This is a genomic window from Niveispirillum sp. CC-CTL257 (genome assembly GCF_059489915.1).
On record NZ_JCAJXE010000001.1, the window covers coordinates 3,209,596 to 3,227,274 of the forward strand.

13 protein-coding genes and 1 pseudogene are annotated in these 17,679 nt (G+C 63.9%); 3 read left to right on the forward strand and 11 right to left on the reverse strand.

Annotation, left to right across the window (positions count from 1 at the left end):
* Positions 1 to 9: 9 nt before the first annotated feature.
* The 8 genes from ABC729_RS15125 to ABC729_RS15160 form a co-directional block, all read right to left on the reverse strand.
* Positions 10 to 1,281: a cysteine desulfurase gene (locus tag ABC729_RS15125; protein ID WP_495608375.1), complete on the reverse strand. Its 1,272-nt coding sequence runs from the start codon at positions 1,279 to 1,281 to the stop codon at positions 10 to 12.
* Complete coding sequence (locus tag ABC729_RS15130) at positions 1,281 to 2,174, reverse strand: GNAT family N-acetyltransferase (protein ID WP_495608376.1); 894 nt, start codon at positions 2,172 to 2,174, stop codon at positions 1,281 to 1,283. Before ABC729_RS15130 ends, ABC729_RS15125 begins: the two co-directional genes overlap by 1 nt.
* Positions 2,175 to 2,178: 4 nt before the next feature.
* Entirely contained in the window at positions 2,179 to 3,435 is a 1,257-nt protein-coding gene (gene sufD / locus ABC729_RS15135; RefSeq protein ID WP_495608377.1) for a Fe-S cluster assembly protein SufD, read from the reverse strand.
* Between the two features lie 3 nt (positions 3,436 to 3,438).
* Complete coding sequence (locus tag ABC729_RS15140; RefSeq protein ID WP_495608378.1) at positions 3,439 to 4,317, reverse strand: GNAT family N-acetyltransferase; 879 nt, start codon at positions 4,315 to 4,317, stop codon at positions 3,439 to 3,441.
* 3 nt (positions 4,318 to 4,320) lie between these two features.
* Entirely contained in the window at positions 4,321 to 5,073 is a 753-nt protein-coding gene (sufC, locus tag ABC729_RS15145) for a Fe-S cluster assembly ATPase SufC (protein ID WP_495608691.1), read from the reverse strand.
* A gap of 187 nt (positions 5,074 to 5,260) precedes the next feature.
* On the reverse strand, positions 5,261 to 5,545 hold the full coding sequence (locus ABC729_RS15150) for a GIY-YIG nuclease family protein (RefSeq protein WP_495608379.1): 285 nt from the start codon (positions 5,543 to 5,545) through the stop codon (positions 5,261 to 5,263).
* 179 nt (positions 5,546 to 5,724) lie between these two features.
* Positions 5,725 to 7,206, reverse strand: a complete 1,482-nt coding sequence (sufB, locus tag ABC729_RS15155) for a Fe-S cluster assembly protein SufB (protein ID WP_495608380.1) — start codon at positions 7,204 to 7,206, stop codon at positions 5,725 to 5,727.
* 39 nt (positions 7,207 to 7,245) lie between these two features.
* Complete coding sequence (locus ABC729_RS15160; protein WP_495608381.1) at positions 7,246 to 7,701, reverse strand: SUF system Fe-S cluster assembly regulator; 456 nt, start codon at positions 7,699 to 7,701, stop codon at positions 7,246 to 7,248.
* A 700-nt stretch (positions 7,702 to 8,401) separates the two neighbouring features.
* Between ABC729_RS15160 and aroA the strand changes: the two are divergent.
* Positions 8,402 to 9,663: pseudogene (gene aroA / locus ABC729_RS15165) on the forward strand (3-phosphoshikimate 1-carboxyvinyltransferase).
* Between the two features lie 3 nt (positions 9,664 to 9,666).
* Here aroA and ABC729_RS15170 read toward each other — a convergent pair.
* Together ABC729_RS15170 and ABC729_RS15175 are read right to left on the reverse strand one after the other, a co-directional pair.
* Positions 9,667 to 11,052, reverse strand: a complete 1,386-nt coding sequence (locus ABC729_RS15170; protein ID WP_495608382.1) for a sensor histidine kinase — start codon at positions 11,050 to 11,052, stop codon at positions 9,667 to 9,669.
* Positions 11,030 to 11,713, reverse strand: coding sequence for a winged helix-turn-helix domain-containing protein (locus tag ABC729_RS15175; protein ID WP_495608383.1), 684 nt, complete (start codon positions 11,711 to 11,713; stop codon positions 11,030 to 11,032). The genes ABC729_RS15170 and ABC729_RS15175 overlap by 23 nt, the downstream gene beginning before the upstream one ends.
* Before the next feature lie 596 nt (positions 11,714 to 12,309).
* Here ABC729_RS15175 and ABC729_RS15180 point away from each other — a divergent pair.
* Positions 12,310 to 13,785 carry a Do family serine endopeptidase gene (locus tag ABC729_RS15180; protein WP_495608384.1) on the forward strand — a complete coding sequence of 492 codons (1,476 nt, stop codon included), beginning with the start codon at positions 12,310 to 12,312 and terminating at the stop codon, positions 13,783 to 13,785.
* Between the two features lie 271 nt (positions 13,786 to 14,056).
* Complete coding sequence (locus ABC729_RS15185) at positions 14,057 to 14,449, forward strand: fucose-binding lectin II (protein ID WP_495608385.1); 393 nt, start codon at positions 14,057 to 14,059, stop codon at positions 14,447 to 14,449.
* A 70-nt stretch (positions 14,450 to 14,519) separates the two neighbouring features.
* Here ABC729_RS15185 and ABC729_RS15190 read toward each other — a convergent pair whose 3' ends face one another.
* On the reverse strand, positions 14,520 to 17,660 hold the full coding sequence (locus ABC729_RS15190; protein WP_495608386.1) for an efflux RND transporter permease subunit: 3,141 nt from the start codon (positions 17,658 to 17,660) through the stop codon (positions 14,520 to 14,522).
* Between the last annotated feature and the right edge of the window lie 19 nt (positions 17,661 to 17,679).

Consider the following 17,679-nt stretch of genomic DNA (forward strand, 5'->3'; position numbering starts at 1 on the left):
TATCCGCCCTTATCCGAAAAAGGCTTTGCAGGCCTGCACTGCTTCGACCAGCGCATCCACTTCCGCCTCGGTATTGTACAGGCCGAAGCTGGCCCGTGCCGTGGCTCCTACCCCGAACCGGTCCATCAACGGTTCGGCGCAGTGCCGGCCCACCCGCACGGCCACCCCGCCGCGATCCAGCAAGGTGCCGATATCGTGGGGATGGATGCCATCCATGGTGAAGCTGATGATGGCCGCCTTGTCCGGGGCCGTGCCGATGATGCGCAGCCCTTCGATCTCCGACAGCTTATGCGTGGCATAGGCCAGCAGGCGCTGTTCATGCGCTTGAATGGCGCTCATGCCCAATGCCGTCACATAATCGATGGCGGCCCCCAGGCCGACCCCTTCCACGATGGCCGGCGTCCCGGCCTCAAACCGGTACGGGGCCTCGCGGTAGGTGGTGTTCTCAAAGCTGACGGTGCTGATCATATCGCCGCCGCCCTGCCAGGGGGGCATCTTGTCCAGCAGTTCCTTGCGGCCATAGAGTACGCCGATGCCGGTGGGGCCATAGAGCTTATGCCCCGTGAACACATAGAAATCGGCGTCGATGGCCTGCACATCCACGGGCTGATGCACGGCGGCCTGGCTGCCGTCAAAGGCGACCAGGATGCCCTTGGCATGGGCCAGCCGGGCGATGCGGGCGGCGGGGTTGACGGTGCCCAGGACATTGCTGGCATGGCTGATGGAGACCAGCTTCACCTCTGGCGTCAGCATCGCCTCATAGGCCGCCATGTCCAAGCTACCGTCATCCAGAACCGGCACGACCTTGATATTGATGCCGATTCGGTCACGCAACAACTGCCACGGCACGATATTGGCGTGATGTTCCATCCAGGAGATGATGACCGCGTCGCCTTCCCGAAGGAACCGCCCGCCCCAGCTGTTGGCCAGCAGGTTGAACGCCTCTGTCGCATTGCGGGTGAAGACGATGTTCTCGCGCGAGGGCGCGTTCAGGAACTTCGCCACCTTGTCGCGCGTCGCCTCATACAGGTCGGTGGAGCGCTGCGACAGGAAATGCACGCCGCGATGCACGTTGGCATAGTCATTTTCCAGCAGGTGCGACATGGCGTCGATCACCTGGCGCGGCTTCTGCGCGCTGGCCCCATTGTCCAGATAGACCAGGGGCTTGCCGGCGCGGCCCTTTTTCTCATGCACCAGACGGGTCAGGATCGGGAAATCCTGACGCACGCGCATGACATCGTAGGGGGCATTGCCCAGGGTCGGATTCAGCAGATCAGACATTATTCATCCCCGATGGCCCGCCGCAACCAATCGCGGCCCTGGCCCAGAAGGTAATTCTCCACCCGCATCCGGCGGGCATAACCCAGCGCCCGGAAGAATTCCGGCGACTGGTAATCCATGGGCATGATTGTGGCCCAGCGGCACCCCGCCTCCGCGCCCAGCCGTTCCAGCTCCATCAACACGCGCCGCCCCACACCCTTGCCGCGCCAGGCCGGTATGGTGTGCAGGTCGACCAGGGTTAGATAGGCACCGTCCAGCACGGCCAGACCGGCGGCCACGCGCGTGCCGGCGCCATCCACCGCCTCTACCGTGATTTCGGTATAGGGGTCGGGAATGGTCAGGTACCAATGCGCGTCCAGGCCGTTTTCCACGGCGGCGACATCGGCGGCATCCGGCGCTTCGGCCCGGTGCAGGAACAGGCCGGCGGGCAGGGATAGGGCGGGCGCGGTCGCCAGCCCGGTCTTGCTGAAATAATGCCGGTCATGGCCCCAGGTGAAATCGGCAAACACGCCCTGGCTTTCAAAGCCATAGCGCGGATAGAAATCCGGTCCCTGGAAACCCATGGTCGACAGATACAGCCGGTTGGCCCCCGCCGCGACCGCCGCATTTTCCGCCGCGATCAGCAGGGCCGCCCCCAGCCCCTTGCCACGCCAGGGCGCATCCACCCACAGCACATGGATATAGGCGTCAGGACCATAGAGCCAGACCACGGCCCCGGCCTGGATCATCCCGCCCATATCGCGGATGAACAGGCCCAGCGGTTTACGGTCGGTTCCTAATGCGGCCTGTTCCGCCGCCATGGCCCGTTCATGCAGCCAGCCCATGACCGCCCCATCCGCCGGGTGGCGGTGGGTCAGGGTCAGGTCAAGGCGGCGGAACAGGCTGTCTGGCATGGGATCAGCGCGCCCCCATCCAGGCTTCTGCACGGGCGCGGAAATGCGCACGCACCGTCTCGTCGATGATCTCCTCCAGCGCCTCGTCCAGGAAAGCGCCGATCAGCAGCACGCGGGCGGCATCGCGGGAGATGCCGCGGGCGCGCAGATAGAACATCTGGTCCTCGTCCAGCTCGCCCGCCGTGGCTCCGTGGCTGCACTTCACATCGTCGGCGTAGATTTCCAGTTCTGGCTTGGAATTGATCTCCGCATTGTCGGACAGCAGCAGGGCACGGTTCAGCTGATAACCGTCGGTCTTCTGCGCATCGGGGCGCACCACGATCTTGCCCTGGAACACGGCGCGGGCCGACCCGTCGATCACGCCCTTCACCACCTCACGGCTGGTGCAGTTCGGCTTGGCATGGTCGATCAGGGTGGTGATGTCGCTGACCTGATTGCCGGTGATGGCATAGGCACCGGACACCCGCGCCTCAATGCCGGTACCGTCCAGCACCTGCCGCGCCTCATGCCGGGCCAGTCGCGCCCCGAGGTTCAGGACGAACGTGTCATAGACGGCATCCTGGGCCAGATGCGTGGACACATTGGCCAGATGCCAGCCATCCAGCCCCTCGGCCTGCAGCTTGTAATGATGCAGGCGCGCGGCGACCCCGACCGTGACATCGGCCACGATATTGCTGACATAGGCACCGGCATTACTGCCGACATGATGTTCCACGACGGTCGCTTCGGCCCCGTCGGCAATGTCGATGACAATGCGCGGGTTCCACAGGGCGGCCTTGTCACCCGCCGTGGCCGCGATGAAGACCAGTTCCACGGGGCTGCTCAGCTTTACACCCGCCGCCACGCGCAGGTTCGCACCCTGGGACGACAGGGCGCTGTTCAGCGCGCGGAACGGGCCGTCGCCGACGATTGGTGCCGTATCCCCGGTGAGGGCAGTCAGCACCACACCGTCGGGCAGATCGCCAATACGCGACAGGTCGGCGCGGTATTGCCCAGCGACAAACACCAGACGCGGGGAGGGGGTGTCCAGGGCCGTCGGAATGGCGTCTACCGTCACCGTCGCCGCGTCGGGGGCCGGGGCCAGGGTCAGCTTGTCCAGACCGCGCAGATTGGTGAACTTCCACGCCTCCACCCGTGTGGTCGGCAGACCGGCCTTGGCAAAGCGCTCCAGCCCCTCACCACGCGGACCGGCCAGGGCGGGGGACAGTGCCACCACCTGTTCCACGAAAGACTTGGCCGTCTGGTTCTGTTCGTCGCGCATGGTTCAAAGCTTCATGTCGTAGAAGTTCATGTTCAGGCCCGGCACGTCATATTCGGCATAACCGAAGCGTTCGAACCCGTGCAGCGGATAGAATTGGGGGGCCTGGCAATCCATCGTTTCCACCGCCGCCCGCGTACAGCCCAGTTTCCGCCCCTCGTCCAAGGCAGCGGCCAGCATGGCGTAACCGGTGCCGGTACCGCGCAGGCTGTCCTCCAGCCAGACCATGTCGACCATGAAGTCGCTGTCGACGGCATAGCAAAGGGCGGCCCCGCGCGGGGCGTTGGTCACGATATCGCGGACGTAAGCCGCTACCAGTTTCACGGGCGCTCCCAGTACCGCCTGCCGGCGGGTATCGGTGATGCGCCAGATCTCCCGGGCCAGATGCTTGGGTGCCGGCTCATGCACCGCCAGGGCAAAGCCGGTGGGCACCGCAGCCTCCCCCTTGCCGATCCGCTTTTCCAGGATGGTGAAGACGCCACCCCGAATATGCGGCCCGATCACCTGACGTACCGCATAGCCGGCGGCCAGATAGGGGGCGGTATCGTCATGTGAGCGCACCACCATGATGAACCGGTCGGCGTCACGGCGGGACAGTTCGGCTTCCGTCCGGGCCAGCACCGCCGCGATGGCGGGACCGGGGTCGATGCCGGGAACGGTCCAGATACCCCAGAAGCAATAGGCGTCGCGACCCCATTGCGTCAGCGACAGGCCCGCCTGCGGGGCACCTGCCTCCGTATCGCTGGCCACCACCACAAACCGGCCCTGGGCCGGCGGCAGGGTGGCGGCATTGAAAGCCATCAACCCGCCCAGCACAATCTCCGCATCCGGCCCCGTGACCGGCACGTCATATTCGATGCTGATACGCACACCGGGTGCAACCATGGTTCAGGCCGCCTCGGTCGCGCCGAACTGGGCATAGCCGTTGGCTTCCAGCTCCAGCGCCAAGTCTTTGCCGCCCGACTTCACGATGCGGCCATTGGCCAGCACATGCACCACGTCCGGCACGATGTAATCCAGCAGGCGCTGATAATGGGTGATGACCAGCATGCCGCGCTCCGGCCCGCGCAGCTTGTTCACGCCCTCGGCCACGATCTTCAGCGCGTCGATGTCCAGGCCGCTGTCGGTTTCGTCCAGGATCGCCAGCTTCGGCTGAAGCACGGCCATCTGCAAAGCCTCGTTGCGCTTCTTCTCCCCGCCGGAGAAGCCAACATTGACGGCGCGCTTGATCATCTCGTCCGTCATAGACAGATCCTTGGCCTTGGCCCGGATCAGCTTCAGGAACTGCATGGCGTCCAGCGGCGTCTCGCCACGGGTCTTGCGGATGGCGTTCAGCGCTTCCTTCAGGAAGGTGGTGTTAGACACGCCGGGGATTTCCACCGGGTACTGGAAAGCCAGGAACAGGCCGGCGGCGGCGCGCTCCTCGATCTCCATCGATAGCAGGTCCTGACCGTCGAAGGTGACGGACCCCTCGGTGATCTCATAGCCCTCACGGCCCGCCAGCACATAGGACAGCGTGCTCTTGCCCGCGCCGTTGGGGCCCATGATGGCATGCACCTCGCCGGCATTGATGGTCAGATCGACCCCCTTCAGGATCGCCTTGCCATCAACAGTGGCGTGCAGGTTCTTGATTTCGATCAGGGACATTTGTTGCTCCGTACCACCGGCATTGACCCGGTTCCAATCTTTCCTTTACGACCCCGTCCCCCTAACCGTCATCCCCGCGAAAGCGGGGACCCAGCGAGAGCGGCGGTAGCCGCGACATAACTCGCAGCGATGCCGATCATGATCATGGTGCCCGCTTTCGCGGGAATCGCCGTGACGCGACCTATAGCAACGTTGAACTCAAATCGTTCCAATCCGGGTTGGAAGACTCAATCAGCTCCAGCTTCCAGGCCCTGTTCCACTTCTTCAGCTGTTTCTCGCGATGGATTGCATCTGCAATCCCCTCGAACGCTTCATAGTAAACCAGAGTCTTCACGCCATACCGCTTCGTGAACCCTTCAACCAAATCTTCCCGGTGTTCCCACACCCTTCTGCCGATGTCGCTGGTGACGCCAATATAGAGCGTCCCGTTGCGCGCACTGGCCAGGATATAGACGTAGCCGGGCATTCGTTCCTTATCTGCCTTTTACGCTGGGATATTCGCCCTAACCGTCATCCCCGCGAAAGCGGGGACCCAGCAAGAGCGGCGTCCGCCGCGATAAGACTCATATCGGCGCTGACCGCGCCTCACGCTGGGTCCCCGCTTTCGCGGGGATGACGGTAGGAGCGACGTTACGGTCGCAACCATCACCCCACACTCCCCTCCAAACTGATCGCCACCAGCTTCTGGGCTTCCACGGCGAACTCCATGGGCAGTTCCTTCAGCACTTCCTTGCAGAAGCCGTTCACGATCAGGCCGACCGCGTCCTCTTCCCTCAACCCGCGCTGGCGGCAATAGAACAGCTGGTCTTCCGAAATCTTGGCCGTCGTCGCCTCATGCTCCACCCGTGCAGTCCGATTGCGGCTTTCGATGTAGGGCACGGTGTGCGCCCCACATTTGTCGCCGATCAGCAGGCTGTCGCACTGGGTGAAGTTGCGGGCGTTCTGCGCCTTGGGCAGGATGCGGACCAAGCCGCGATAGGTGTTCTGCGCCTTGCCGGCGGAGATACCCTTGGAGATGATCGTGGACCGGGTGTTCTTCCCGATATGGATCATCTTGGTGCCGGTATCGGCCTGCTGCATGTTGTTGGTGATGGCGACCGAATAGAACTCGCCCACCGAATTGTCGCCCTGCAAAATGCAGCTGGGGTATTTCCAGGTGATGGCCGACCCGGTTTCCACCTGGGTCCAGCTGACCTTGGAGTTGCGGCCACGGCAGGCGGCGCGCTTGGTCACGAAATTGTAGATGCCGCCCTTGCCATTCTCATCGCCCGGATACCAGTTCTGGACGGTGGAATATTTGATGGTGGCATCATCCAGCGCCACCAGCTCCACCACGGCGGCATGCAACTGGTTCTCGTCGCGCTGCGGGGCCGTACAGCCCTCCAGGTACGAAACGTAGCTGCCTTCGTCGGCGATGATCAGGGTGCGCTCAAACTGTCCCGTATTCTTGGCATTGATGCGGAAATAGGTGGACAGCTCCATGGGGCAGCGCACGCCCTTGGGGATATAGACGAAGCTGCCATCGGTGAAGACGGCACAGTTCAGGGTCGCGAAGTAATTATCCGAATAGGGCACGACCGTGCCCAGATACTGGCGCACCAGATCGGGATGGGTCTTCACCGCCTCAGAGATGGAACAGAAGACGATGCCTTTCTCCTCCAGCTTCTTCTTGAAGGTGGTGGCGACGGAGACGCTGTCGAACACGGCATCGACCGCGATGGAGGGGCTATCGCCTGCCCCTTCGACACCGGCCAGGATGGCCTGTTCCTTCAGCGGAATGCCCAGCTTCTCATAGGTCTTCAGCAGCTCCGGATCGACCTCGTCCAGCGATTTCGGGCCGCCGGTCGTCTTCGGGGCGGAATAGTAATAGCTGTCCTGATAGTCGATCGGCGGGTAATGCAGCTTGGCCCAGTCCGGCTCTTCCATGGTCAGCCAGTGGCGATAGGCCTTCAGCCGCCATTCCAGCAGCCATTCCGGCTCCCCCTTCTTGGCGGAGATGAAGCGGACGATGTCTTCGGACAGGCCCTTGGGTGCTGTTTCCGACTCGATATCGGTGAAGAAGCCATACTTGTACTTCCCCTCCGCCAGGTTCTTGACCTGTTCGATCGTCTGTTCAGTGGCGGCCATATCCGTCGCTCCCCTTCAAACCCCTCAACCTCTGTCTGTTCAACCGGCCAGCACAGCGCGGGGCGCCGGCTCACGATCAAAATCGAACAAAGCAGGGGCGGCCATGTCGGCCAGCGTCACATCTTCCAGCGCGCGGCGCACGGCGCTGTTCACCTTTTCCCAATGGTTCTTGCGCGAACACAGGCTTTGCACCCCGCAGCCGCCGGAACCCCCATCAACGCAATCGGTCAGCGCAATCGGCCCCTCGATCGCCTCAATGATGTTCACCACATTGATCCGGTCGGGTGTACGCGACAGGCTGTATCCCCCCGCTGCTCCCCGGTGCGATTGCAGAAGGTCGCCACGGGCCAGCAGCTTCAACAGCTTCTGCACCGTCGGCATGGGCAGGCCCGTGCGGTCGGCCAACGATGTGGCCGTATGCAGCGCGCTGTCGGCATGCGCCAGGGTGGTCAGGACCACCACGGCGTAATCCGTCATCTTGCTGAGCCGCAGCATGGGCGTTGCGAACCTTTCTCAATACAGGACCAATTTAGTACCGATTAAGTGAGCCGCCACAGCGCGGGTGTCAAGCATCTGTCCCCCACCATGCAACACATGTGTCATGCATCGCTTACGGTCAGCCATGCGGTGAGCGGGATTTTACCGCCCCGCACCATACGCCATTGAGCGTTGTCACCTGGGTCGGACGGGCGCACCATCTTTCTCATGACGGGGGCATTAAGGACCAATCCCCGCCATAACCGACTGATCCTGATGAAGGGCGGCCGGAAAATCGGCCGGATTTATCGCGGCGAAGCCCCCGCCCCAGTGCGGTACGATATGGCTTGTGCCCATCCGGCTGAAGCCGAGAGGCTATCGAGAAATGGCGGACCGTCTCCTGGTTGGGACGGCCCGCCATTTTCGCTTTTGGGGGGAAGTTCGCAGTTTGCATCCCCTATCGTCATCCCGGCGGAAGCCGGGACCCAGGGGCCTCAAGCTCAACCATGTCCTCCTGCTCCGCGCGCCGCAGCACAGCCGTCGGGCGCTTGACCCTTGGGTCCCGTCGCCGGGATGACGACGAAGAGCGGGAGTAGCTGATCAACGCTCCCGCCCTGCGCCCCACGCACATCGCCCCCGGTGGCAAAGAGGTTTTCCGCCGACCCGCCGGCTTGGTAGGGTCGCTGCCTGTTCTGTGCGGTCTGGCAAGGGGGATGCGATGGTGACGGCGACGGGCGTGGCGGCATTGACGGTCATTCCGCCGACCCATCCCCTGACGGGCCGGGTGGTGCCGCCGGGATCGAAATCCATCACCAACCGCGCCCTGCTGCTGGCGGCCCTGGCCGCGGGAACCAGCCGCCTGACCGGTGCCCTGAAAAGCGACGATACGCGGCACATGGCCAATGCCCTGCGCCAGATGGGTGTCACCGTCGATGAACCCGACGCCACGACCTTCATCGTGACCAGCAGCGGGCGGCTGACGGGCCCTGCCGGGCCGTTATTCCTGGGAAATGCCGGTACCGCAACGCGGTTCCTGACCGCCGCTATCGCGACCGTCGACGGCACCGTGGTCGTGGACGGGGATGAACATATGCGCAAGCGGCCCATCGCACCGCTGGTCAAGGCATTGACGGCGCTGGGCGTGGATCTGGAGGCACCGACCGGCTGCCCCCCGTCACCGTGCGCGGCAAGGGTGCCCTGGCGGGGGGACGGGTGGAGATTGATGCCGGCCTGTCCAGCCAGTATGTCAGCGCCATCCTGATGGCGGCTTCCTGTTCCAGCGACCCCATCGACATCGCCCTGACCGGCAGTGAGATCGGGGCGCGCGGCTATATCGACCTGACCGTGGCCGCCATGCGCGCCTTTGGGGCCGTCGTGGAGCAGCAGGATGCGGCCACCTGGCGCGTGCTGCCCACCGGGTACAAGGCGGCGGATTATGTCATCGAACCGGATGCATCGGCGGCCACCTATCTGTGGGCGGCAGAGGTGTTGACGGGTGGGCGCATCGACCTGGGCGTGCCCTCGGATGCCTTCACGCAGCCTGACGCCTGCGCCCAAGCGGTGATCGCGCAGTTCCCCAACATGCCGGCGGTCATCGACGGGTCGCAGATGCAGGATGCCGTACCGACGCTGGCCGTGCTGGCCGCGTTCAACAGCCATCCGGTGCGCTTTGTCGGTATCGCCAATCTGCGCGTCAAGGAATGTGACCGCACCCGCGCCCTGTCCACCGAACTGGCCAAGATCAGGCCGGGTCTGGCCTGGGAGGAAGGCGATGACCTGATCGTGGCGGCTGATCCTTCCCTGGCCGGTCAGACCCTAGCCACCGACATCCACACCTATGCCGATCACCGCATTGCCATGTCCTTCGCCCTGGCCGGGTTGAAGATCAAGGGCATCACCATCCTGGACCCCGGTTGCGTCGCCAAGACCTATCCGGGTTACTGGGATGCGCTGCGGTCGCTGGGGGTGGAGTTGGCGTAACCCCTAACCGGGGAACCGTAAATCCACCTTCAGCCCCGGTGCCGCCGCGTCCTGGCGGGCATCGGACAGGGAAAGGGTGGCATCGTGCAGGCGGGCGACGGCGGCGACCAGCGACAGGCCCAGCCCATGGCCCGGTGTGCCGCGATGTGCCTCCAGCCGCACGAATCGTTCCAGCACCTTGTCGCGCTGATCCGCCGGGATGCCCGGCCCCTGATCCGCGACGGACAGGAAGGGACGTCCGGCATCGGACCCCGCCTCCACCCTGATATGGCCCTGGTCGGGGCTGTATTTCACGGCGTTCTCAATCAGGTTGCTGATCAACTGCGCCAGCAACTGCCGGCTACCGTTAACCATCACAGGCTCCGACGCCGCCACATCCATGGACAGGCCCCGTTCCTCTGCCAGCGGCGTGTAAAGCTCCGCCACCTCTGCCGCCAGGGCTGCCAGATCGACCGGTTCGAAATCGGTCCGCGCCCGACCGGTTTCCGCCGCCGCGATGGTAAGGATGGCATTGAACACGCCCAGCAGCCGGTCGATCTCGGCAATGGCCTGTTCCAGGGTGCTGAACTGCGCCTCTGACAGCGTTTCATCCAGTTGCGCCAGTTCCAGGCGGGCGCGCAGGCGTGACAGGGGGGTGCGCAGGTCATGGGCGACATTGTCCGTCACCTGCCGCATGCCCAGCATCAGGCGCCCGATCTCATCCAGCATGCGGTTCAGCTTGGTGACCAGCCGGTCGATCTCGTCTCCTGATCCTGTCACTTGCATCCGGTCGGCGAAGGAGCCGGCGGTGATGCGGTCGATGGTGCGGTTTATGCTCTCAATCCGCTCGGCCACCCGCCGGCTCATATAGATCGCCCCCGCCAAGCCGACGGCGAAGGCCAGCGACACGGCCCAGATCAGGCCCGTCAGTAATTGCCCGCGCAGCAGGTAACGGTCGGTCATGTCGTGCCCGACCAGCAGCCAGCCGATCCCCTCAATCGGCAGGATGACGGCCACAGCCTGTCGCTTCCGCCCCGGCTCCTTGCGCGATTTGATATCGAATTCCACCCAGCCGGCCCCGGCATCGCCCGTGGGCCAACTGGCCAGATTGCCGGCGATGATGTCGCGGGCCGGCGTGGTCAGGGCATAGATCATGTCGGTGCGCCCGTCCGACGAGCGTTCCGAAATCACCCGCAGCAGGCCGATGCGTCCACGTTCATTCAGGACATTGCTCAGTTCCTCCACCTCCCGCAGCACGGTTTCTTCCGTGTGGCGGTTGATGAAGCCGGCGGTGAACCAGTAGACGACCCCCAGCACAACCACCACCGACAGGGTGAACAGGGCCAGATGGAAGGAGGCCAGCCGGAAACTGGTGGTGCGTAGGAAGTTAAGACGGTTCACGGATGACATAGCCCGCCCCGCGTACCGTGTGGATCAGGGCTACCGGATGATCCTTGTCGATCTTCTGGCGCAGGCGGGCGATATGCACATCGATGACATTGGTCTGCGGATCAAAATGATAATCCCAGACATTTTCAAGCAGCATGGTCCGCGTCACGACATTGCCGGCATTGCGGATCAGATATTCCAGCAGTTGGAATTCACGCGGCAACAGGTCTACGGGCTTGCCGGCGCGTTTGACCGTGCGGGCCAGCAGGTCCATCTCCAGATCGGCGATCTGCAATCGGGTCACCGGGGCGGAGCCGCCGCCCTTTGACCGGCGTTGCATCACCTCCAGCCTTGCCAGCAGTTCGGCAAAGGCGAAAGGCTTGGTCAAATAATCATCGGCCCCGGCGCGCAGGCCCTTCACCCGGTCGTCCACGCTTCCCAGGGCCGACAGGACCAGGGCCGGCGTGTCATTGCCCGTGGCGCGCAGCACCTCCAGCAGCGAGAGACCGTCACGACCCGGCAGCATGCGATCGACGATCAATCCGTCATAGGGTTCGGATGCCGCCATAAACAGGCCGTCACGGCCATTATCGGCATGATCGACGACATGGCCAGCCTCCTTCAGGCCCTTGACCAGGTAATCAGCAGTGGCGCGGTCGTCTTCGATGACAAGGATCTTCATGATGCATGCATCCTAAACCCGGACGGGTTCGCTTGGGAACTCGTCAAACAACGCTCCCGAAGCAGCAAAGCGGCGGTACAACCGCCGCAGGTCCGCGACTGCCGGCCCGCCGCACGTGCCTTGTCAAGCCAAGGGCGCGGATGCGCCCGCCCGGCGCCTGAGGGAACAACAAAAAGAACCACAAAAAGATATGGCCGGGCGGTGGGGGCCGCCCGGCCACAGGGGACGAGAGAGACTACGATGTACGAACCGATGTCGAGAGGTGGCGGCGGGGACCGGAGAGTGGGGAAGCGGTCCCCGCCGACCTCTCATCATGGACCGGCGGAGCGGGGGGGTGTGGGGCTTGGTGCCCCGTCGATCCATATCTGCACCCTAATCCAGGCCCGCTGACAGCCACCTTTCGGGAAGATGAACAAAGTTTCATCTGCTGCGCCTTGAAACCGGGGCTTGCCCGACCCAGGGTCAACGCTGACGCCGGATGACAGAATTTTCATGCGCCTGTCAGTTGCCTGTGGGCAGGCCCCTGGCAGTCTGTGACCATCGAATGCGCCGCCGGACCCAACGGCGGCCAAGGCAGAAGAAAGACAATGGAGACTATGATGTCGCTTGCCACCGCACGGAATTTCCGCCGCAATCTGGCCATGGCCCTGCTTGCCGGCACCGCCCTGCTGGCCCCGGCGACCATTCAGACCGCCGCTGCGGCCCCGGCCGAAGTGTTGGCCAATGGCGGTGTCGCCGATCTGGTGGAGCGCGTGTCGCCCGCCGTCGTGACCATCACCGCTGCCCAGACGGCGCCCGCCCGTACCGTGACCCGTGGCGACCTGCCGCCGGGGTTTGAGGAATTTCTGCGCCGCTTCGGCGTGCCGGGCCTGCCGGGCCAGGGTGGACGGGGTGAAGGGCGTGGCGCGCCGGTGGCCCGTGCGCTGGGGTCCGGCTTCGTGTTCGATGCGTCCGGCTATGTCGTCACCAACCGCCATGTCATCGCCGACGCCGATCAGGTGACGGTTGCTTTCAGTGACGGGACGGAGCGCGAGGCCGAGGTGATCGGCGAGGATGAGCGCACCGATCTGGCCGTGCTGAAGGTGAAGACCGACAAGCCGCTGCCCGCCCTGAAATTCGCCGACAGCGACAAGGTGCGCGTCGGCGATGTGGCCGTTGCTGTTGGCAATCCGTTCGGCTTGGGCGGCACCGTCACTGCCGGTATCGTATCGGCCAGGAGCCGTGATATCGGCTCCGGCCCCTATGACGATTACTTGCAGCTGGATGCGTCGATCAATTCCGGCAATTCCGGTGGCCCGACCTTCAACATGACCGGCGACGTGATCGGCATCAATACGGCCATTTTCACGCCCAATGGCGGCTCCGTCGGTATCGGCTTCGCCATCCCGTCCAATCTGGCCAAACCGGTGGTCGAGGCGCTGAAGCGTGATGGCAAGGTGGAACGCGGCTGGCTGGGCGTGAACCTGCAGGCCGTGACCAAGGAACTGGCCGACGGGCTGGGCCTGTCGAAGGAGGGCGGGGCCCTGATCGCTGCGGTGGAGCCGAAGAGCCCGGCGGAGAAGGCCGGACTGAAGGCGGGTGACGTCGTCCTGTCGGCGGGTGGCAAGCCCATCAAGGATACCCGCGATCTGGCCCGCCAGGTGGGCATGGTGAAGCCCGGCACCAAGCTGGACCTGGCCCTGTGGCGCGACGGCAAGGAGAAGACCATCCCCGTGACCGTCGAACAGGCCCCCGGCCAACCGCAGCAGCGTTTGGCAAAGGCCGAAGCGCAGAAGCAGGAAGGCGAGGAAGTGGCAGGCTTGAAACTGTCCGGCCTGACCGAACAGTGGCGTCAGCGTCTGCGCCTTTCCAGCGACGCCAGCGGCGTGGTGGTGCTGGATGTGGGTGATGGGGTGGAGGGGCTGCGCCCCGGCGACCTGATCACTGCCGTCAATAACAATGCGGTGATCAGCCCGTCCGACGTGGCGGCCCAGGTGAAGGCCGCGTCGAAGGCCGGTCGTAAGAATGCCCTGGTGCAGGTCCGCCGTGGCGAGACAACGGCCTTCCTGACCATCCCGGTGGATATGGGCTGATCCCCATCCTCCTTTCCGAGTCTCCAGCGCCGACAGGGGGAAGCGGGCAACCGCTTCCCCCTTTGTCATACACCGAGATGCGGATACTACTATTAGATTTGCTGATGGCACACTTTCATACGCTATTTCAAAGTATCTTCACATCTATAGATTATTATAACGAGCATATTTTATAATTTTATAGTCTTTAAAAGTGCATTAGATATAGGTCCATGCCATTGTCTCCCACGCCGCGATGATGCGCGGCGGGAACGAGAGAATTGGAGGGATCATGGCCACGTCCACCGTGACCTTGGGCGGCTTCGCCCCCGGGCAAGACTTCACCTATGTCCTGAACACCCAGTCCAGCGGCACCTACACGGTGCAGGTCGTGGACCAGGGCGGCACCGTTCTGGTCAACAAGACCGTCAGCGGTGTGAACTGGAACTTCACCACGGGTACCGCGACGGTACCGAGTGACAGTTCCCGCTGGCCCCTGAATCTGGTGATCACCACCGGGGGCGGCAATACGCCCAGCGTGCTGGTGTCCAACCAGTCGGTGGCCAGCTATACCGCCACTTACCTCAATACCTATGTCGTGTCGCTGGATGATGCCGGCACCGGTTCCGACCGCGATTTCAATGATCTGGTCGTGACGCTGACGGCGTTTCGCAGTGCTGGCTGATCCGTGATGCAAAAAGGGGGGAGCGGTTGTCCGCTCCCCCTTCTTCATGACAACGTCTTGGCCGCCTTGATTATTCCGCCGGCACCTGCGGCGGGGTGTTGTGGAGGCGTTCTTCCTCCTCGATCATGCGGCGGATGACGCCAATGGGCTGCACGCCGCGGGCGAACATGCTGTAGAACACGGGCGTGATGAACAGGGACAGGGCCGTCCCCACCGTCACGCCGCCCACGATGACCCAGCCGATGGCCATGCGGCTTTCCGCACCGGCCCCATGTGCCAGAGCCAGCGGCAAGGCACCGAACACGGTCGCGATGGAGGTCATCAGGATGGGGCGCAGGCGCAGGCGGGAAGCCTCCACCACCGCCTCCATCAGTTCATGCCCTTCTTCACGCAGCTGGTTCGCGAACTCCACAATCATGATGGCGTTCTTGGCGATCAGGCCGATCAGCATGATCAGGCCGATCTGCGTATAGGTGTTCAGCGACATGCCCGTGATGGAGATGGCCAGGATACCGCCCAGGCCGGCGGGCAGCACCGATCCCAGGATCATGGCCGGCAGGCGGAAATTCTCGAACTGTGCCGCCAGCACCAGGAAGGCCACCAGCATGGCCATACCAAAGGCGAACCAGATGGCGCTGCTGGCCTCCAGCTGCAACCGCGCGGCCCCTTCGAAATTGATACGGGCCTCGGCGGGCAGCACCTCGGCGGCGGCCTGACGCACCTCGCGGATGGCGTCACCCATCACCGCACCCTCGGTCAGGTTGGCCGTGATGGTGATGGAACGCAGGCGGTTATAGCGGTTCAGTTCGGTGGCCCCGGCCACGTCGCGCACCTGGATCAGGTTGGCCAGCGGGATCAGATCCCCCGTGCTGGTGCCCGTCGTGGACCGCACGAAGATATTGGACAGGTCGCGCGGATTGGCGCGGTCGCCCGCCTCTGCCCGCAGCACCACGTCATATTCCTCGCCCCGGTCCAGATAGCGGGTGACCAGCTTCTCCCCCAGCATGGTTTCCAGGGTGCTACCGATGGTGGTGACAGGTACGCCCAGGTCGGCGGCGCGGTTACGGTCCACCGTTACGTAAAGCTGCGGCTTGGTTTCGTCATAATCGGCGGAGAAGCCGGTCAGGCCGGGATATTGCTGCAACCGTTCGATCAGGGCATCACGCCAATCGGCCAACTCCTCGAACGTGTTGCCGCCGATCACCACCTGCAGCTGGTTGGCGGATGCGCCGCCACCCAGGCCGGAGGGCAGGATGGGGACAATGCGCGAACCGGGCATCGCCGACAGTTTGGGGCGCAGTTCACTGACAATTTCCGGCACAGAGCGGCTGGTCACGCGTTCTGCCCAGGACGGGGTGCGCATGACAACGAAGGCGCGGTTGACGCCGGAATTGCCGCCAAAGCCGGGATTGACGATGGTCAGCACGCTGTCCACCTCCCCCGACTTCAGATAGGGCTGCAACAGGGCCTCGACCCGCGACACTTCCTGCATGGTGTAATCCAGGCTGGCGCCTTCCGGGCCGGTGATGGAGATGCGGGCCACGCCGCGATCTTCCACGGGCGCCAACTCGCTGGGCAAGGTGCGACCCAGGACCGCCGTCAGGACCAAAGCCCCTGCCATCAGCGCCAGCACCAGGGTGCGGGCCGACAGTGCCTGACGCAGCAGGGCCGTGTAACCACGGGTCAGAGCATCCAGGAACGCCTCCGACAGGCGGAACAGGCCCCGCGCCTCCTGATGGCCGCGCAGCAGCTTCGATGACAGCATGGGCGACAGGGTCAGCGCCACGATGCAGGAAAAGGCGATGGCGGCCATCAGCGCCATGGCGAATTCGCGGAACAGGCGGCCTTGATCGCCCGGCAGCATGGACAGGGGCGCGATCACGGCAATCAGCACAGCAGTGGTGGCGATCACGGCAAAGCCGATCTGCCGTGCCCCGCGATAGGCTGCCAGCAGCGGCGGCTCTCCTTCCTCGATCCGGCGGGAGATGTTCTCCACCACGATGATGGCGTCATCCACGACCAGACCGACGGCCAGCACAAAGGCCAGCAGGGTCAGCACATTGATGGAAAAGCCCAGGGCTGCCATGACGCCGAAGGCCGCGACCAGCGACACCGGGATTGCGATGACCGGGATCAAGGTCGCGCGGAAGGTACGCAGGAATACCCAGACCACCAGCACCACCAGCCCGATGGCGACGGCGATGGCGTGGAACACTTCATAGATGGACTGGCCCACGAAGGTGGCGTCGTCCTGACGGACCTCCAGGCTCATCCCCGGTGACAGGTTGCGGCGGAACTCCCCCAAGAGTTTGCGCACACCTTCCGACACTTCCATCGTGTTGGCGGTGGATTGACGGATGATGCCAAGGCCGATCGCGGACCCGCCATTGATGCGGAAATCGCCACGGTCATCACGGGCCGCCACCTCCACCTTGGCGACATCGCCCAGGCGAATCCAGTTGGCCCCGTCCTGGCGGACCAGGATGGAGGAGAATTGTTCGGGACGGTTCAGGCGCGTATCGGTGCGCACCGTGAATTCACGCTGGCTGCTTTCAATGCGGCCCGCAGGCAGTTCGGCGTTTTCCCGCCGGATGGAGGCTTCGATATCCTGTACTGTCACGCGGCGGGCGGCCATGGCGTTGCGGTCCAACCAGACCCGCATGGCGAAATCGCGACGCCCGCCGATGCGCACCGACGCCACGCCGGGCACGGTGCCCAGTGCATCCAGGTAATAGCGGCGCACGAAGTCGGTCAGCTCCAGCTGGCTCATCCGGTCGGACGACAGGGTGATCCACATGATGGGATTGCTGTCGGCGTCGACCTTGCTGATTTCCGGCAACTCCGCCTCTTCGGGCAGGCTGTCGCTGATCCGGCCCACGCGGTCGCGCACATCATTGCTGGCGGCGTCGATGTCGCGGTCGATCTCGAACTCCACCGACACGGACGAACTGCCTTCACGGGACCGCGAGCGGATGGTCTTCACGCCCTCGATACCGTTGATGACACCTTCGATCCGTTCCGTGATCTCATTATCCACCACCTCGGCGCTGGCGCCGGGATATGTCGTGCTGATCGACACGATGGGATAATCGATCTTCGGTAGCTCGCGCACCGGCAGCTTTTCATATCCCAGCACGCCGAACACGACCAGCATGGCGCTGATCACGAAGGCAAGCACGGGGCGCTGGATCGAAATGTCGGAGATCACCATGGTTGGTTTCCCAGGCGTG